Source organism: Legionella pneumophila subsp. pascullei, assembly GCF_900637585.1.
Taxonomy (GTDB): domain Bacteria; phylum Pseudomonadota; class Gammaproteobacteria; order Legionellales; family Legionellaceae; genus Legionella; species Legionella pascullei.
Genome location: NZ_LR134380.1, coordinates 3179858 through 3198750, shown reverse-complemented (window position 1 = coordinate 3198750; position 18893 = coordinate 3179858). Strand labels below are relative to the sequence as shown.

The following is an 18893-nucleotide window of genomic DNA, read 5'->3' as shown; positions in this document are numbered from 1 at the left end:
GACCATGGCTACTATTGAAATCGACGGTAAAACATTTGAAGCAGAAAACGGTAAAATGATTATAGAGGTGGCAGATGAGGCCGGCATCTATATTCCACGTTTTTGCTACCATAAAAAATTATCTGTGGCAGCCAATTGCCGTATGTGTTTGGTCGAAGTGGAAAATGGGAGGAAACCAGTTCCTGCTTGCGCTACTCCTATAACCAATGGAATGAAAGTATTTACAAAATCAGAGCAGGCTATACATTCTCAAAAGGTAGTGATGGAGTTCCTTCTGATAAATCACCCTCTGGATTGTCCTATTTGCGACCAGGGTGGAGAATGTGAGCTTCAAGATATTTCAATGGGTTTTGGCGCTGATAAATCAGAATATACAGAAACCAAACGCGCAGTGGATGATGATAATTTAGGCACTTTAATTTCTACTGAAATGACCCGTTGTATCCATTGCACTCGATGTGTTCGCTTCGGTGATGAAATTGCCGGAGTAAGAGAGCTGGGAGCTACTGGCCGTGGCGAAAAAACGCAAATTGGCACTTATGTAGAACACAGTATGACATCGGAAGTTTCAGGGAATATCATAGACTTGTGCCCCGTTGGTGCTTTGACTTCCAAGCCTTATCGGTTTAAAGCCCGAGCATGGGAATTGACGCAACATGACAGCGTTGCGCCTCATGATTGTCTGGGTTCAAATGTCCATATTCATACAAGAAATAATAAATTGATGCGTGTAGTTCCCAGAGAAAATGAATCAATTAACGAAACCTGGCTTTCAGACAGAGATAGATTTAGCTATTTAGGGTTAAATGCGGCATCAAGGGCAAGTAAGCCACAAATTAAAAGAAATGGGCAATGGGAAGAGGTCGATTGGGAAACAGCGCTCAAATTTACTGCGGAAGGAATAAGCCGAGTTATCAAACAACATGGACCAGAGCAAATGGCTGCTTTCGCGTCCAGTTCTTCTACCTTGGAAGAAATGTATTTACTACAAAAATTAATGAGAGAACTAGGTGTTCAAAACCTGGATCACAGGCTACAACAAATTGATTTTAGAGATCAGGCATTTTTGCCTACTACACCTATAAGTACCTTACCTTACGCAGAAATAGATCATCAGCATGCAATTGTTTTAATAGGATGCAATGTTCATAGGGAAGTACCTTTGGCAGGAACCCGGATACGAAAAGCTTTTCGTAATGGTGCAAAAATTTATGCCATCAATCCAGTCGATTTTGATTATCATTTTGATTTGGCTGAACGTGTCATTATTTCTCCTCTGGAAATGCCTATGCAACTCGCTAAATTAGCGTTGGCACTTGCCCCCGATTTAGCCTCACTTCCAGAAGAAGTTCAAAAATTGTTAATAGGTTTGGAGGTAGATAAACAAACCAAACAAATTGCAAAATCATTGAAAGAAGAGAAGGCCTGCTTGATAACAGGGGCAATAGTTGAAAATCATCCTGAAGCTTCTTTATTACGTACTTTAGCAGAAATTATTCAAAAGCTGAGTAGCGCCAAATTAGTAAGGCTAACGACAGGAGCAAACAGTGCGGGTGCGTGCATTGCAGGCATGTTGCCACATAGAACAGTGGCTGGAAAATCAGTTTCAGAACCTGGGTTGAATGTACAAGATGCCTTAAATTCCAAACTAAAAGGCTATTTTCTCATGGGTGTTGAACCAGGGTATGATTTTGCAAATCCGGCCGGAGCAAGACAATCAATGTTAGCTGCAGAATTTGTTGTCCTGTTATCAGCCTATGATCACGAATCCATGCATGATTATGCCGATGTCATTTTACCGGTCGCTCCTTATACCGAAACATCAGGAACATACGTAAACATCGATAATACCTGGCAAACAGTGAAAGGGGCTATGCTCCCATTTGGCGAATCTCGACCAGCTTGGAAAGTGCTTCGCGTTTTGGGTAATTTATTACACTGCAAGAAATTTGATTATACTTCCACTGAAGAGGTCTTGGCTGAAGTCAAAGAAGCAATGTTGATGACCTTAGAGCATGAATACAAACCCTATTATCCTGAATCATTGCCTGTCATTAATCAATCATTGGTAAGGGTTGGAGAATGGCCTCTTTATCGAATAGATGCTATTACTAGAAATGCAAAAGAGTTACAATTATGTGCCGCATCCGAATCTGCCTGTATAAGAATTCATCCATCAACAGCAGATAGATTGAAATTAGAAGAAATTGCTACTGTATCTCAAGGAGATATTGAGATAACATTGCCGCTAAAACGTGATGAGCGCATTGCGGTTGATGTTGTATGGGTGGCAAATGCAATGCCAGAAACAGTTGACCTGGGTCACTCGTTTGCTGCAATAACAATAAAGCGCTAAAAGGTAAAAAAATGCTTCATAACATTGGCATACTAATTTGGATTATCATTAAAATTCTTGTGATAGTTGTCCCTTTACTGATTTCCGTGGCCTACCTAACCTATGCGGAGCGTAAAGTGATTGGTTATATTCAAGTCCGTATCGGTCCAAACAGGGTCGGTTTAAAGGGCTTACTACAGCCGTTTGCTGATCTACTGAAATTGATAACCAAAGAAATCATAGTTCCTACTCGATCAAATAAATACCTTTTTGTTATTGCACCGCTTTTTGCTTTGGTACCATCATTGGTCGGTTGGGCGGTAATCCCTTTTCAAGAAGGCGTTGTCTTGGCGAATATTAACGCAGGTGTCCTATATTTGTTTGCTATGAGTTCGTTGGGGGTATATGGCGTTCTTATTGCAGGATGGGCATCGAATTCCAAATACGCTATGTTTGGTGCGTTGCGTAGCACTGCTCAGACAGTCTCTTATGAAATCGCCATGGGATTTGCTCTGGTTGGAGTGCTCTTGGCAGCAGGGAGCATGAACTTGACTGATATTGTTAATTCTCAAAAAGGTGGAATGCTGCATTGGTGGTTTATTCCCTTGCTTCCCTTATTCCTGGTTTTCTGGATTGCCGGTATTGCGGAAACAAACAGAGCTCCTTTTGACTTAGCAGAAGGTGAATCAGAAATAGTTGCTGGTTTCCACGTTGAATATTCTGGCATAGGGTTCGCTTTATTTTTCCTCTCTGAATACGCCAGTATGATCTTGATTTCAACCGTTTTGGCAATTCTGTTTATGGGTGGATGGTTGTCACCTTTCGAAGGCATTACGTTTCTGGATCAAATCTTTTTTGTAGTACCCGGATTTGTTTGGTTACTTCTAAAAATTAGTTTCTTTCTTTTTGTGTATTTGTGGGTAAGGGCTACTTTCCCCCGATATCGTTATGACCAGCTTATGCGTTTAGGCTGGAAGGTACTTATCCCTGTTACTATAGTTTGGTTAATAGTAACCGCCTTCATGGTGGTTGCTCATGTCAAGCCATGGTTTTGACGGTTAGAAGAGAAGCCGATGAAAAAAGTATATCATTATGTAATTCACTATGTTCGTACCTACTTACTGTTAGAGTTGCTAGCCGGTTTATGGCTAACGGTAAAGTATTTTTTCAGGAAAAAAATAACAATTCAGTTTCCTGAAGAACAAACACCTCTCTCTCCAAGATTCAGGGGTCTTTTGGCGTTACGCCGTTACCCCAATGGTGAGGAACGCTGCATTGCCTGTAAGTTATGTGAAGCAGTTTGTCCAGCACTGGCAATTACAATTGAATCAGAGCAAAGAGAAGATGGCTCACGCCGTACTACTCGGTATGATATTGATATGTTTAAATGCATTAATTGTGGGTTATGTGAAGAGTCTTGCCCAGTTGATTCGATCGTTGTTACTCCAATTCATCATTACCATATCAGCGAGCGTGGTCAAAATATTATGACAAAAGAGAAACTTTTAGCAGTGGGCGATTTGATGGAAACACAACTCGCAGCCGACAGAGCTGCTGATGAAAAATACCGTTGATGGGGTGATTTATGCATGAATGGGCAATCCAAGCAATTTTTTACATCTTTGCATTATTGACCGTATTATCGGCATTAATGGTAATCAGCCAAAACAATCCAGTTCGTTGTGTTTTGTTTTTAGTACTCACTTTTTTTACCAGTGCGGTTTTATGGATTTTAGCTGAGGCAGAGTTTTTAGCATTAATCCTTATCCTGGTATATGTTGGCGCTGTCATGACTTTGTTTCTGTTTGTCGTCATGATGTTAAACATTGACATCGAAACCATGAAAGGCCATTTAGTCAAATATTTACCATTTGGATTAATTATAGTCGCCTTATTGACAGGGTTATTAATGGTAGCTATTCCTAAAGATTTATTTAGGAACAGTGTGCAAATTCAAGAGAAGCCTATGAGTGTTAACTCACAATTAATGGATTTATCTACTCAAGATGAGCTGGTTCCACCTGAAAACACTACATCGAACACTGAAAAATTAGGAATGGTTCTTTATACCGATTATTTTCTTGCTTTTGAAATAGCTGCGGTCATTTTACTGGTAGCCATAGTGTCTGCTATTACCTTGGTGCATAGAGGTGCTATCAGGTCGAAACGGCAAGATATCACCCAGCAAATTATGACTCGAAGAGCAGAACGAGTGAAATTAATCAGTATGAAACCAGAGAAATAGTTATTGGGGAATTCCTTATGATACCTGTTTATGATTATTTAATATTAGGGGTGATTTTATTCGGTTTGAGTCTTGTTGGCATCATGCTCAATCGTAAAAATATCATTTTATTACTTGTTTGTGTTGAGTTGATGTTATTGGCTGTGAATACAAATTTTATTGCATTTTCTCATTACTACAATGAAGTCGGTGGACAGGTATTTGTCTTTTTCATTTTAACTGTAGCTGCCGCAGAAGCAGCAATAGGTTTGGCCATAGTAATGTTGCTTTATAGAAACAGAGGCAATATTGATGTTGATAAAATGAATCATTTAAAAGGTTAAAATCGTGAGTATTCAACAAGTCTGCTTAGTAATCGTTTTGACTCCCCTTATTGGTTCTGCTATAGCAGGATTTTTTAGAAATCAGATTGGTCGAGTCGGAGCTCATACAGTAACTATTTTAGGCGTAGCCATTTCCTTAATATGTTCAATTTTTCTTGCATGGGGTTTGTTTTCTGGTTCAATTCCAAATACAAATAGCCTTGTTTATCACTGGGCCAGTGGTGGGGCATTAATTCCCTACGAATTTAATATTGGTTTTTTAATAGACCCCTTAAGTGTGGTCATGTTGGTCATAGTAAATTTTGTTTCTTTACTAGTCCACGTTTATAGTATTGGATACATGGCTGATGATGATGGATATCAACGATTTTTCAGTTATATTTCTTTATTTACATTTATGATGCTCATGTTAGTGAGTGCAAACAACTTTCTACAATTATTTTTTGGCTGGGAAGGGGTTGGACTCGTTTCTTATTTATTAATCGGATTTTGGTATCAAAAGGAATCTGCAATAGAGGGAAGTCTGAAAGCATTTCTTGTAAACCGTGTAGGAGACTTTGGATTTGTATTAGGGATAGGGTTAATTTTTGCTTATACTGGAAGTATTGATTATGAAAAAGTATTTAGCAGTGCAAATTATCTGGCAAGTCAAAATATAGAATTATTTAGTGGTTACTCCTGGTCATTGATTACCGTCATTTGTCTGCTGCTTTTTGTTGGTGCCATGGGCAAATCGGCACAAGTGCCTCTGCACGTTTGGTTACCTGAATCAATGGAAGGTCCAACACCTATTTCAGCACTTATCCATGCGGCAACAATGGTGACGGCAGGTGTCTTCATGGTCGCTCGTATTTCTCCTTTAATTGAATTGTCTACTGCAGCACTTAGCACAGTATTAGTAATTGGTGCAACAGGTGCATTGTTTACCGGAATACTGGCTTTAGTTATGAACGATATTAAGCGTGTGGTGGCTTATTCCACATTATCACAGCTAGGTTATATGATGGTTGCAATGGGTGCTTCAGCCTATAGTGCCGGTATGTTTCATTTATTAACCCATGCTTGCTTTAAAGCGTTACTGTTTCTTGGTGCGGGCTCAGTTATTATTGGTATGCATCACGAACAAGATATGCGGAAAATGGGTGGATTATGGAATAAAATGCCGATTACCTATGTCACCTATGTCATAGGTAGTCTGGCATTATGTGCTTTCCCGCCTTTTGCTGGTTTTTATTCGAAGGATACCATTATTGAAGCAGCACAACTTTCCCAGATACCCGGTAGCAGTTATGCTTATTTTTGTGTGACTGCAGGCGCTATGGTTACAGCACTATATACTTTCAGGTCCTTGTTTATGACATTTCATGGCAAGCCACGCATGGATGAACATACTTTAAGTCATCTTCATGAATCTCCGTGGGTAGTATGGCTGCCATTAGTATTGCTGGCGATCCCATCCATCGCTTTAGGTTATGTACTTTATATGCCTATTTTATTCGATACACCAGCCCTGTTAAGCTCATCAATTTTTGTTTTGCCTGAACATAATGTTTTAGCAGAACTTGCTCATGAAGTGAGCTCACCATTTGCAAGCGCTGTTCACTCGATTTATTCATTGCCATTTTGGATTACTGTACTGGGGGCAGTTATTGCTTGGGTTTGTTATATCGCCGTTCCAGCTATCCCAGGCCATTTAGCTAGATATTTTTCAATCATTTACTCTATTTTACTGAATAAGTACGGGTTTGATCGCTTTAACGAGCTGTTTTTTGTAAAAGGAGCCAGGGGATTAGGCGTTGCTTTTTACAAGATTGGTGATCAGAAATTAATTGATGGTGCAGTAGTCAATGGTAGTGGACGTTTGGTTCGCTGGTTCTCTGGAAAAGGGCGAAAGATACAAAGCGGATACATCTATCATTATGCGACAGTAATGGTGTTTGGATTACTGGCTTTTCTATGCTGGTTAATCCTGGACTGAAGATAAGGTGAAGGTATGCATTATTTGCTCAATTTATTAATTTGGTTACCGATACTAGGTGGCGTTTTTGTTTTGCTGACCGGAGATGATAAAAATCCGAATGTATCGCGTTATTTAACATTATTCACCATACTTCTTTGTTTAGTGCTCTGCATACCTTTAGTTAAAGGATTTGATCTGCAATCTTTTGGCATGCAGTTTATTGAAGAAATTCCCTGGATGCCGGCATTGGGTATTAATTATACCCTTGGTATTGATGGCCTATCTTTACTTTTAATCGTTTTAACAATTTTTACTAATTTAATAGTGATTTTGGCTACGTGGGATAGCATTAGTAAAAGAGTTTCCCAATACCTATCAGCGTTTTTAATTATGCAAGGGCTTCTGGTCGGTGTATTTTCTGCCATGGATGCTATTGTATTTTATATTTTCTGGGAAGCAACCTTGATACCAATGTATCTTATTATAGGTATCTGGGGTTCTGATAATCGAGTTTATGCGGCAATAAAATTTTTCTTATATACCTTTTTAGGCTCGGTTCTTATGCTGGCCAGCTTCTTATATATGGGCTACATTGCGGGTTCATTTAAGATCGAAACCTTTTATGCCATTAAATTAGGCATGACCGCACAAACATTAATTTTTATTGCTTTTTTCTTGGGCTTCGCAATAAAAATACCAATGTTTCCAGTTCATACCTGGTTGCCAGATGCCCATACTGAAGCACCTGCTGGTGGTTCTGTCGTTTTAGCGGCAATTTTGCTAAAACTCGGTGCTTATGGGTTTATCCGTTTTTCTCTGCCGATAGTACCGGATGCTTGTAGTAAATATGCCCCTTTGATGGTTGCATTGTCCTTGATTGCAGTGGTTTATATAGGATTAATCGCTATTGTTCAGAAGGATATGAAAAAACTAATTGCCTATTCTTCAATTTCACACATGGGGTTTGTAACCTTGGGTTGTTTTGCTATATTTGCAATTGCACGTCATGCGGGTTTAAGCAATGCTGGATTAATCCTTGAGGGTGCAATTGTCGTCATGATATCGCACGCCTTTGTCTCAAGTGCAATGTTTGCTGGTGTTGGATTTATATATGATCGTATGCATACAAGGTTGCTTGCAGACTTTGGTGGAATAGTAAATACCATGCCCATATTCGCTTCTTTTTTTATGCTTTTTGCTATGGCTAATGCCGGCTTGCCAGGAACATCCGGATTTGTTGGTGAGTTTATGGTGATATTAGGTAGCATAAAGGCGGGTTTTTGGGTTGCTTTTTGGGCAGCAACCACATTGATTATTGGGGCGGCATATACGCTATGGATGTATAAAAGAGTGATCTTTGGACCTATAGCCAATGAAAAAGTAGCAGCTCTAAAAGATATATCAGGCTTTGAATTAAGTGCTTATGTATTACTTGCAATAATGGTCATTGCTCTAGGAGTGTATCCAAAACCCATGTTAGAGTTTGTGCATCAAACTGTAAGTCATACTTTGGCATTAGCTGATAAATCTAAACTCTAACAAAGAACTACGATAGCGTTAAATTGTAATCGAGTTCCTTAGCAAGGTTAAATATGATGACATTACTAGAAAATATCCATGTAGCAATACCAGAAATGATTATTTTAATTACTGCGTGCTTGGCATTGCTTGCTGACTTGTTCTTTCGTCATAAATTCAAATCAATTGCATTTTATATTTCTTGTATAGGAATTTTAGTATCAGCGCTGGTAAGCTTCCTTTTTATAGGAAGCTACAAGATATTTATATTCAACAAGTTATTTATAAGTGATGATATAAGTCATTTAATGAAACTGTTTATTGATATCACAGTATTATTAAGTTTTATCTATTCCCAAAACTATCTAGATGAACGCCAAATGCCATCTGGTGATTATTATGTTCTGGGATTATTTTCAATACTAGGCATGATGACCCTAGTCTCAGCACACTCTTTGTTGACGCTTTATCTGGGCTTGGAATTAATGTCGTTGCCTTTGTATGCAATGACAGCCATCCGCCGGACTGATAGTGATGCCTCTGAAGCGGCAATGAAGTATTTTGTAATGGGAGCTATTGCCTCTGGGATGCTGTTGTATGGTATATCTTTGGTATACGGTGCTACAGGCAAACTTGACTTGTTAGATATTGCCAATGCGGTTGCTGTAAATTGGCAGCAACAAAACACTCTTTTTACTTTTGCTATGGTATTTATACTTGCAGGAGTCGGATTTAAACTGGCCGCAGTTCCTTTTCATATGTGGGCTCCAGACGTCTATCAAGGAGCGCCAAGCTCTGTAACACTATTTATTAGTACAGCACCTAAGATTGCAGCACTAGGGATGGCACTACGGTTTTTGACTATTGGATTAGTCGATATTACCGTTCAATGGCAGCAAATTATTTTAGTAATGTCACTGCTTTCCACCGGTATAGGTAATTTATTAGCAGTTATTCAAACCAGGATCAAGCGCTTGTTAGCTTATTCTGCAATTTCTCATATAGGGTATGCTTTGTTTGGGGTTTTAGCTGCTAGCTCTGCTGGTTATGCAGCCGCTCTATATTATATTTTGATTTATGCTGTTATGTCTGCAGCAGGTTTTGGCTTAATTGTATTGATGTCAAATCATGGAATGGAAATTGATAGCATTGATGACTTAAAGGGTTTAAATAAAAGAAATCCATGGCTAGCGTTTATGATGCTATTAGTCATGTTTTCAATGGCTGGTGTGCCCCCGACTGTTGGCTTCTTTACAAAATTGTTGGTTTTGAAGGCATTAGTGGACGCACATATGACTTGGTTAGCGGTAGTAGGTTTGCTATTTACAGTGATAGGAGCTTATTATTATTTGCGAATTGTTAAAATTATGTATTTTGATCAACCAGAAAATGAAGATATTGTAAGGATTGGTACAGGCAATACCATAGTTTACTCGCTTAATTGCCTCTCTTTGCTTTATTTAGGTATTTTCCCAGGCGCACTAATCGCTGCATGTATTAATGCATTTGCAAATTAATTTACAAACTTTAGCAAAAGTACTTGCTTAGGGCCCCAAGTATCAGTATACTTGCCCTCAGTTGACGCGGGGTGGAGCAGCCTGGTAGCTCGTCGGGCTCATAACCCGAAGGTCGTAGGTTCAAATCCTGCCCCCGCTACCAATTTTATAAAACCCCATTTTTGGGGTTTTTTATTATGTTGACTCGGATACTGTCTAAATCTAAGTCAGTTACCAGGCTTGGGCGAGTGCGCCCTTTTTTTGTTTATACATACTATGATAAATGATGACTTGATAGTGCTTTTAGAGCCTATAATTAAAAATATGGGTTATGAACTTTGGGGTTGTGAATATCTTTCCCAAGGGAAACACTCATTATTAAGAATTTATATAGATAAACCAGATGGAATAGGAATCGATGACTGTCAGGAAGTGAGTAAACAAGTCAGTGCTTTGCTTGATGTTGAAGACCCTATTCCAGGGCACTATAGTTTAGAAATATCATCTCCTGGGATACCCCGGCCACTGTTTAGTATCTGGCAATATCAGCGTTACATTGGTTATGAAATTCATATAAAAACTTTTAAGCCAGTAAATGGGAAACGAAAATTATCAGGTATTATTGTTTCAGCATCAGAAGATACAATAGTATTGAATATTAATAATGAACATCAAGAAATACTTTTATCAAATATTGTGAAAGCAAATTTGACAGTCTAGAGAGGCGAACAATGAGCAAAGAATTGTTATTAGTTGCTGAGGCATTATCAAACGAAAGAGGCGTTAGTAAAGACGTTATTATACTTGCCATTCAGGCTGCACTGGAATCTGCAACTCGAAAGATTCTTGGTTTGGATATAGGTGTGCGCATCAAAATAGATTCTAAAACAGGCGACTATGAAACCTTCAGGTACTGGGACGTGGTCAATGAAGAAGAATTAGAGTTTCCAGATCGTCAATTGACCTTGGAGCAAGCAAAAGAGCGAAATCCCTCACTTGCTGTTGGCGATCGCATTGAAGAAATTATTCCTTCCATAGAATTTGGAAGAATAGAAGCGCAAACGGCGCGGCAAGTTATTATGCAAAAAGTGCGAGAAGCAGAACGTGAATTGATCATAGACCAATTCCGTAGCAAACTTGGACAGCTAATCTATGGAACTGTAAAAAAAGTAACTCGTGATAATGTGATCATTGATTTAGGTGGTAAAGCAGAAGCTTTCTTGCCTCGGTCTGAAATGTTACCCCATGAAATGTTTCGTCCTAATGACAGAGTTCGAGCCTATCTATATGAAATCACGCCCCAAGCAAGAGGGCCGCAATTGTTCGTAAGCAGAACTCGAAATGAAATGCTGATTGAATTATTCCGTATTGAAGTTCCAGAAATTGGTGAAAACATAATTGATATCAAAGCTGCAGCGCGTGATCCTGGAAATAGAGCAAAAATTGCTGTTAAAACCAATGATGGACGTATTGACCCTATCGGTGCTTGTGTTGGTATGCGTGGAGCAAGGGTTCAAGCAGTTTCAAGTGAGTTAGGTGGTGAGCGAGTTGATATCATTTTATGGGATGATAATCCTGCTCAATTAGTCATAAATGCTATGGCTCCAGCTGATATCACATCTATCGTTGTGGATGAAGACACGCATACTATGGATTTAGCAGTAGCGAAAGAACAGTTATCACAAGCAATTGGTCGAAACGGACAAAATGTTCGTTTAGCTAGCCAACTGACCGGTTGGACATTGAATGTCATGACAACAGAAGAGTTTGAAAGCAAGAATCAAGAGGAATCAAGTAAAATAGTCAATCTGTTTACTGGTGCGTTAGAAATTGATGAGGAAATAGCTTCATTATTGGTAGCTCACGGATTTTCTTCTCTCGAAGAAGTAGCGTATGTTCCTAAGGAAGAATTGCTCGCTATTGAAGAGTTTGATGAAGAGATAGTTGAAGAGTTAAGAAACAGAGCAAATGATAAGTTGTTGGAGATGGCGTTGTCATCCGGTAAAGGCTTATCTGGTACTCCAGACGATTCACTTCTCAGTATGGAAGGTATGACAGAGGATTTGGCAAATAAATTAGCAAGTAAAGGAATTACGACAATGGAAGATCTTGCAGAACAATCTGTAGATGAATTAATGGAAATTGAAGGGATTACTGAAGAAAAAGCGGGTGCTTTAATTATGAAAGCAAGAGAACCATGGTTTCAATAAACCATGGTTATCGAAAATTGACCAATACAATGCTAGATGCATTTTAAATATATTCAGCTTTATAAAAAGTTGCTGAGAGGGGATTAAATATGGCGGATGTGACGGTTAAACAATTAGCTCAAGTCGTTGGTATCCCGGTTGAGCGCTTATTGAACCAGTTACAGGAAGCAGGATTATCTTTTACTGATGATCAACAGACTGTGAATGAAGAACAAAAGAGGATCTTGCTTAATCATTTAAAAGGTAGCTCCAGTCGTGATATTAATGCTGCGCCTGAAAGAATAACTTTAAGACGTAAAAGCATGTCTCAAGTCACTGTTGGGCATGATGTGCATAGTGGAAAAACAGTTAATATTGAGGTTAGGAAGAAAAAAACTTTTATAAAAAGAAGTGCAATTCCCGAACAACCAGAGATAGAGGAGCCTGTAGCTCCACCTGTTGTTGAAGAGCCTGTCCATGAAGAAATCCCTGTTGTTAATGAAGTGTCTGTAGAAAATCCCGAATTAAAAGAGACAGATGAACAGCAAGTTATTGAACCTGTAGCAGAGATTGAAGAAACAATTAGTGAAGAGGAAAGTAGTAGTTTAGAGGAAGACACAGCAGAAAATCAGGAAGCATTAACCGATGCAAATTCGAATATTTTAGAGAATCTAGTGGATGTTTCCGAGGTTGTCGTTCCTGTTTCCAAGAAAGAAGAAGTTAAACCAGAGAAAGCAAGTAAAAAGAAACATCTTGAGCAAGCTGATTCTGATATTTCTGAATTTAAAAAAGGCAAGAAAAAACCAAAATATCATACTTTTGAATCCGATGATGAGGAACAAGAACTTCATCGCCGTGGCGGTCGAAGTAAATTTAAAAAGAAAAAGGGAACCGAAAAGTCTGATAAATACAGAGAGGCCGAAGAATCATTAACACATGGCTTCGCATTACCTACTGCTCCAATAATCAGAGAAGTCTTGATTCCTGAGACAATTACAGTAGCTGAACTGGCAAAACGAATGTCAGTAAAAGCAGCTGAAGTGATTAAGGTCATGATGTCTTTGGGGGCGATGGCAACAATTAATCAGGTCATTGATCAAGAAACGTCTGTAATCGTTGTAGAAGAAATGGGGCATAAACCGGTTATTATTAAAGAAGACGCTGTTGAAGCCGGTTTAGGTGAGGCCATTTCCAAAGGCACAAAAACAGAGGGGAGAGCCCCGGTTGTCACAATTATGGGACACGTTGACCATGGTAAAACTTCCTTACTAGACTATATTCGTCGAACCAAGGTTGCAGCTGGTGAAGCAGGCGGAATTACTCAACACATAGGTGCTTACCATGTCAGCACACCAAAAGGCAACATCACCTTTTTAGATACGCCAGGACATGCTGCATTTACAGCGATGAGAGCTCGCGGTGCACAGGCGACTGATATAGTCATTTTGATCGTGGCAGCTGATGATGGTGTTAAACCTCAGACTATTGAAGCGATACAGCATGCCAAAGCAGCCAAGGTTCCAATTATTGTTGCAATTAATAAAATGGATAAACCAGACGCTGATCCTGAACGAGTTATGAATGAATTATCGGTTCAAGAGGTTATTCCCGAGGCATGGGGTGGAGATACCATGTTTGTTAATATTTCAGCTAAATCGGGCATGGGTATAGATGATTTGCTGGATGCTATTTTATTGCAATCAGAAGTATTAGAGTTAAAGGCAGTAACTGATGGTGCTGCAAAAGGAGTTGTTATTGAATCCCGTCTGGATAAAGGACGAGGCCCTGTCGCAACTGTTTTAGTCCAAAGCGGAACGCTACATAAAGGTGATATTTTATTAGCTGGCTTTCAGTATGGGCGCGTACGTGCTTTGGTTAGCGACAACGGAGATTTGGTTGATAGCGCTGGCCCATCCATTCCAGTGGAAGTTCTCGGATTATCCGCTATTCCTCATGCAGGAGATGAAGCGGTAGTTGTACCAGATGAGAAAAAGGCCAGAGAAGTTGCTTTGTTTAGACAGGGTAGGTTCCGTGATGTGAAATTGGCCAGACGTCAAAAAACCTCAATAGAGGGTATTATGGAAAATATGACGGCTACTGAATCCAAGGTCTTGAACATTGTCTTGAAAGCGGACGTTCAAGGATCTCTGGAGGCAATTTCTGATGCATTGACCAAATTATCAACAGATGAAGTCAAGGTCGAGGTGATATCTAGTGGTGTTGGTGGAATAACGGAATCCGATGTTCATTTGGCTATCGCTTCTAATGCCATTTTAATTGGATTTAATGTGAGAGCTGATGGCACAGCTAAACGCCTTGCAGAACAAGAATCCGTATCGATTCATTATTATAGTGTTATTTATGATATAGTGGATCAGATAAAAGGTGCTTTAACGGGCATGCTTGCACCACAATTTAAAGAAGAAATCATTGGTATTGCTGAAGTTCGAGATGTATTCAAATCACCAAAAATCGGTGCTATTGCTGGATGTATGGTTATTGAAGGTGTTGTAAAGCGTAATAATCCAATACGTGTATTACGTTCAAATGTAGTGATTTATGAAGGTACCTTAGAGTCATTAAGGCGATTTAAAGATGACGTACTAGAAGTAAGACAAGGTTTTGAATGCGGTATCGGAGTAAAAAATTATAATGATGTGAAGCCTGGAGATTTAATCGAGGTTTTTGAAACAGTCGAAATTAAGCGTGACTTATAGAAAATGAGTAATAATTTTAAACGAACTGACAGAATTGCCGAGATGATTCAGCGCAAATTAGCTTTGATCATTCCTCAGGAAATAAAAGATCCGCGTTTAAAGGGTTTTGTTACCATTTCAGCAGTCAAAGTGGCTGCCGATTTAGGTCACGCCAAAGTTTATTTTACCGTTCTTAATGAAGATAAATCAGTGGTTACCAATATATTAAATGGAGCAGCCAGTTATTTGAGAAGTGCTCTGGCAAGAAGCATTACGTTACGCACTGTGCCTCAACTCCATTTTATTTATGATGAATCGATTGAGTATGGGCAACGGCTAAGTCGATTAATTGATGAAGTAAATCCCCCTGATTCAAATAGCGATGACAACAATTGAATTCCAGTGTTCCATAGATGGAATCCTGTTATTAAATAAACCAAAGGGAATAACGTCAAATACTGCTCTCCAAAAAGCCAAACGCTTGTTTGGTGCTAAAAAAGCTGGCCACACAGGCAGTTTAGATCCTCTAGCAACTGGCATGTTGCCTCTCTGTTTTGGAGAAGCAACTAAAATTTGCCAGTATCTCCTCAATGCAGATAAATGCTATGAAACAATTGGAAGGTTAGGCATTAAAACAAATACGGCTGATTGTACTGGTGAAGTGATTTTTTGCCTTGAAAATTATACTGTTAGTAATGAGGAGTTAATTGAAACTTTAGAAAGGTATAAGGGTAAAATCAAACAAATCCCATCCATGTTTTCGGCTTTAAAACATAAAGGCACTCCTTTGTATCGATTTGCCAGAGAAGGGATAGAGATAGAGCGCAAGGCCAGGGATATTTCAATCAACCAATTGCGGTTGGAGCAATTTGATGGTGAACATTTTTCATTAACTGTATCATGCAGCAAAGGAACCTATATACGCAATTTAGTGGAAGATATTGGCGATGCGTTGAAGGTAGGAGCTCATATGACAAAATTGCACAGGCTCTATACTGCAGGGTTTGAAAATAATAGAATGTACACCCTTGATGAATTGCAGGATATGTCTTTACCACAAAGGATGGATTGCTTAATCCCAATGGATCAGGCTATTCAGCATTTAACACCGGTCATTCTTTCAGATTCTGAAGTAACAGCAATTCGCCAAGGCAAGGTGATTTTAAATAAAATGGATACTGGGGAAGGAGAGCATTTGCGTCTCTATAGTGAGCAATCTCAATTTATTGGCATTGGTCAAACTTTAATTCATGGTGATATTAAAGCAAAAAGGTTAATTTCTTTTGCATTATGATCACAATTTTTGTGAAAATTACTGTCTATTCTGAAATAAGCATGAAATTTTTTACACAAATTAATATCCACTACTTGTTTCATTTGACATGCCTTGGTAGAATGTTCGCCTTTAAAAGAATACTTAGCTGAGTTCCAGGAGTAAATAATGTCGCTAAATAGCGCGGAAAAAGCAGAAATTATTAATGAATACAAACGCGGTGATAAAGATACTGGTTCACCTGAAGTACAAGTTTCTTTAATTACAAGTCGCATTAAATATTTAACTGACCATTTTAAAGAAAATAAAAAAGATTTTCATTCGAGACGTGGCTTGCAAGAGTTGGTTAACAAGCGCCGCAAGTTACTAAAATATTTGAAGCGTAATGATCAAGATCGCTATCAAACATTAATCCAAAATCTGGGATTGAGAGATTCCTATTGATTGATGGGATTATTGTCTCTATGGGGACGCATCAAATAATAAATCAGTTTTAGGAAAAAAGGCGCAGCGTTCTGCGCCTTTTTTTCTTATATTTACTTAATGGGGAACATTACGTGGCAAAAATTACAAAAGAAATAGTATTAGGTAACCATAAATTAACCTTGGAAACAGGTGAAGTAGCGCGACAGGCTGATGGTGCCGTAATGGCAAGCATGAATGGTACACAAGTGCTAGTGACAGTGGTTTGGAAAAAGGATGGTGGTGAAAGTAACGATTTTTTCCCATTAACAGTGAATTATCAAGAAAAGTTCTATGCAATAGGTAAAATTCCTGGCGGCTTTAACAAGCGCGAAGGACGACCATCTGATAATGAAACATTAATTTCACGGTTAATAGATAGACCGATCCGGCCGTTATTCCCGGATAATTTTTTTAACGAAGTACAGATAATTGCGACTGTTCTATCCTTAAATCCCGAGGTATCTCCTGATATTATTGCTATGATCGGGGCTTCTGCTGCACTTTCAATTTCTGGTGTACCGTTTAATGGTCCTATAGGTGCTGCTCGTGTAGGTTATAAAGATGGAATTTATCTGCTCAATCCAAGTAGAAAAGAACAAGAAGAGTCTGCGCTTGATTTGGTTATTGCCGGAACAAAAGATGCTATTTTGATGGTGGAATCAGAAGCACAGGAGTTAAGTGAAGACATCATGCGCGGCGCTATGTTATATGGCCATGAAATGATGAAAAGTGTTATAAAAGCAATAGAAGAGCTTGCCAGGGAAGTTGGTAAGGATAAACCTGAGTGGAAGGCACCTGAAATTGATACAGTGTTAAAAGCTAGAATCAATGATGTAGCAAGGAATGAAGTTGAAGCAGCTTACCTTATTAAAGACAAACAACAACGATATCAACGATTAGACGAACTGAGAGAGCAAACTATTTCTGCTTTGCTGGCAGAAAATGATGAATTAAAAACAGATGTTATTGCGAATATGTTTGGTGAGTTAGAGCGTTCTATAGTACGTAACCGTATTCTTGAGGGTGAGCCTCGCATCGATGGGCGTGATCACAGAACAGTTCGACCTATTTCTATTCGTACCAAATTCCTGGAAAGAACTCACGGTTCCTGTTTATTCACCAGAGGAGAAACCCAGGCTATTGTTGTCGCTACTTTGGGTAATGAGCGCGATGCACAGATATTGGACGGAATTAGTGGTGAAACCAGAGACCGATTTATGCTTCATTATAACTTCCCTCCTTATTCTGTCGGGGAAACAGGGCAAGTAGGTAGTCCTAAACGTCGTGAAATTGGGCATGGCCGTTTAGCCAAGCGTGCTTTAATGGCTGTTCTGCCTGATACCAATGAGTTTCCCTATGTGTTACGAATTGTATCCGAGATTACTGAATCCAATGGTTCCAGTTCCATGGCTACTGTTTGTGGAACAAGCCTGGCATTGATGGATGCTGGAGTACCTTTAAAAGCGCCAGTTGCTGGTGTGGCCATGGGCTTAATCAAGGAAGGTGATCGTTATGCTGTATTAACAGACATATTGGGTGATGAAGATCATTTAGGTGATATGGATTTTAAAGTAGCAGGTACAGAAAAAGGGATTACTGCTTTGCAGATGGATATCAAGATTTCCGGGATTACCAATGAAATTATGGAACAGGCTCTGGAGCAAGCTTTAGAAGGTCGTATCCATATTCTTGGTGTCATGAACAATGCTCTTGCTGAGCATAGAACTGAATTATCTCAGCACGCTCCAAGAATCACCACCATGAAAGTTGCTGAAGATAAAATCCGCACAATTATTGGCAAAGGTGGGGCAACAATTAAAGGACTTATTGAGAGCACAGGCGTGTCTATAGATATTGATGATTCAGGGGTTATCCAGTTATTTTCTCCAGATAAGATGGCTTTGGAAGAGGCGCAAAAACAAATTAAAGCTCTAATTGCTGAAATTGAAGTGGGTCAGACTTATCAAGGAAAGGTAAGCAAGATAGTTGATTTTGGAGCTTTTATCAATTTACTGCCCGGTAAAGATGGGTTACTGCATATTTCACAAATATGTGCCGACAGAACACAAAAAGTTGAAGAGGTGTTGCAGGAAGGTCAGGAAATTGAAGTCTTTGTTGCGGGGATCGATAAACAAGGACGAGTGAAACTGGAGTGGAAGGATAAACCACAAGCCGAAGCCAAAGAAGAAGAAAGTGCTCCGGTATCTGCTACATTTCTCACTATCGAAGAGCAATCTGAAGAAATTAATTCAGATAATAAAATCTCTGAAGAAGAGGAATGATAAAATAGTAGTATGTAAAATTTTATTCATTATAAACTCGCAGGAAGCAAGACCTTTTTGCGAGTTTTAATAGAGTAATTATCATTTGTGTTCCCATTTACACAAATTATG

The 18893-nt window shown here is 39.1% G+C and carries 15 protein-coding genes and 1 tRNA gene; all 16 read left to right on the top strand.

The window, feature by feature from the left end; genetic code table 11:
* Positions 1 to 4 precede the first annotated feature (4 nt).
* The 16 genes from nuoG to pnp all read left to right on the top strand — a co-directional run bounded on the left by nuoG (position 5) and on the right by pnp (position 18782).
* Positions 5 to 2356: an NADH-quinone oxidoreductase subunit NuoG gene (nuoG, locus tag EL201_RS14420; protein ID WP_027222913.1), complete on the top strand. Its 2352-nt coding sequence runs from the start codon at positions 5 to 7 to the stop codon at positions 2354 to 2356.
* A gap of 11 nt (positions 2357 to 2367) precedes the next feature.
* Positions 2368 to 3390 carry an NADH-quinone oxidoreductase subunit NuoH gene (nuoH, locus tag EL201_RS14415; protein WP_027222912.1) on the top strand — a complete coding sequence of 341 codons (1023 nt, stop codon included), beginning with the start codon at positions 2368 to 2370 and terminating at the stop codon, positions 3388 to 3390.
* Between the two features lie 18 nt (positions 3391 to 3408).
* Positions 3409 to 3909 (top strand): NADH-quinone oxidoreductase subunit NuoI, encoded by a 501-nt coding sequence (gene nuoI / locus EL201_RS14410; RefSeq protein WP_027222911.1) that lies wholly within the window; start codon positions 3409 to 3411, stop codon positions 3907 to 3909.
* Positions 3910 to 3920: 11 nt separating this feature from the next.
* Positions 3921 to 4580 carry an NADH-quinone oxidoreductase subunit J gene (locus EL201_RS14405; RefSeq protein ID WP_027222910.1) on the top strand — a complete coding sequence of 220 codons (660 nt, stop codon included), beginning with the start codon at positions 3921 to 3923 and terminating at the stop codon, positions 4578 to 4580.
* Positions 4581 to 4597: 17 nt separating this feature from the next.
* Positions 4598 to 4903: an NADH-quinone oxidoreductase subunit NuoK gene (gene nuoK / locus EL201_RS14400; RefSeq protein ID WP_027222909.1), complete on the top strand. Its 306-nt coding sequence runs from the start codon at positions 4598 to 4600 to the stop codon at positions 4901 to 4903.
* A 4-nt stretch (positions 4904 to 4907) separates the two neighbouring features.
* On the top strand, positions 4908 to 6881 hold the full coding sequence (nuoL, locus tag EL201_RS14395) for an NADH-quinone oxidoreductase subunit L (protein ID WP_027222908.1): 1974 nt from the start codon (positions 4908 to 4910) through the stop codon (positions 6879 to 6881).
* A gap of 15 nt (positions 6882 to 6896) precedes the next feature.
* Positions 6897 to 8402 (top strand): complex I subunit 4 family protein, encoded by a 1506-nt coding sequence (locus EL201_RS14390; RefSeq protein WP_027222907.1) that lies wholly within the window; start codon positions 6897 to 6899, stop codon positions 8400 to 8402.
* Between the two features lie 53 nt (positions 8403 to 8455).
* The gene (nuoN, locus tag EL201_RS14385) at positions 8456 to 9898 is read left to right on the top strand and encodes an NADH-quinone oxidoreductase subunit NuoN (protein ID WP_027222906.1); all 1443 of its coding nucleotides are present in this window, start codon (positions 8456 to 8458) and stop codon (positions 9896 to 9898) included.
* Positions 9899 to 9963: 65 nt separating this feature from the next.
* Positions 9964 to 10040: transfer RNA gene (locus EL201_RS14380), tRNA-Met, on the top strand.
* A 113-nt stretch (positions 10041 to 10153) separates the two neighbouring features.
* Positions 10154 to 10597 carry a ribosome maturation factor RimP gene (rimP, locus tag EL201_RS14375; protein ID WP_027222905.1) on the top strand — a complete coding sequence of 148 codons (444 nt, stop codon included), beginning with the start codon at positions 10154 to 10156 and terminating at the stop codon, positions 10595 to 10597.
* Between the two features lie 11 nt (positions 10598 to 10608).
* Positions 10609 to 12087, top strand: coding sequence for a transcription termination factor NusA (nusA, locus tag EL201_RS14370; protein ID WP_027222904.1), 1479 nt, complete (start codon positions 10609 to 10611; stop codon positions 12085 to 12087).
* Between the two features lie 89 nt (positions 12088 to 12176).
* On the top strand, positions 12177 to 14783 hold the full coding sequence (gene infB / locus EL201_RS14365) for a translation initiation factor IF-2 (RefSeq protein ID WP_027222903.1): 2607 nt from the start codon (positions 12177 to 12179) through the stop codon (positions 14781 to 14783).
* Positions 14784 to 14786: 3 nt separating this feature from the next.
* Positions 14787 to 15158 carry a 30S ribosome-binding factor RbfA gene (gene rbfA, locus EL201_RS14360; RefSeq protein ID WP_027222902.1) on the top strand — a complete coding sequence of 124 codons (372 nt, stop codon included), beginning with the start codon at positions 14787 to 14789 and terminating at the stop codon, positions 15156 to 15158.
* Positions 15145 to 16056 carry a tRNA pseudouridine(55) synthase TruB gene (truB, locus tag EL201_RS14355; RefSeq protein WP_027222901.1) on the top strand — a complete coding sequence of 304 codons (912 nt, stop codon included), beginning with the start codon at positions 15145 to 15147 and terminating at the stop codon, positions 16054 to 16056. The genes rbfA and truB overlap by 14 nt, the downstream gene beginning before the upstream one ends.
* A gap of 147 nt (positions 16057 to 16203) precedes the next feature.
* Positions 16204 to 16479 carry a 30S ribosomal protein S15 gene (gene rpsO, locus EL201_RS14350; RefSeq protein WP_010948459.1) on the top strand — a complete coding sequence of 92 codons (276 nt, stop codon included), beginning with the start codon at positions 16204 to 16206 and terminating at the stop codon, positions 16477 to 16479.
* Between the two features lie 113 nt (positions 16480 to 16592).
* Positions 16593 to 18782 (top strand): polyribonucleotide nucleotidyltransferase, encoded by a 2190-nt coding sequence (pnp, locus tag EL201_RS14345; protein ID WP_027222900.1) that lies wholly within the window; start codon positions 16593 to 16595, stop codon positions 18780 to 18782.
* Positions 18783 to 18893 lie beyond the last annotated feature (111 nt).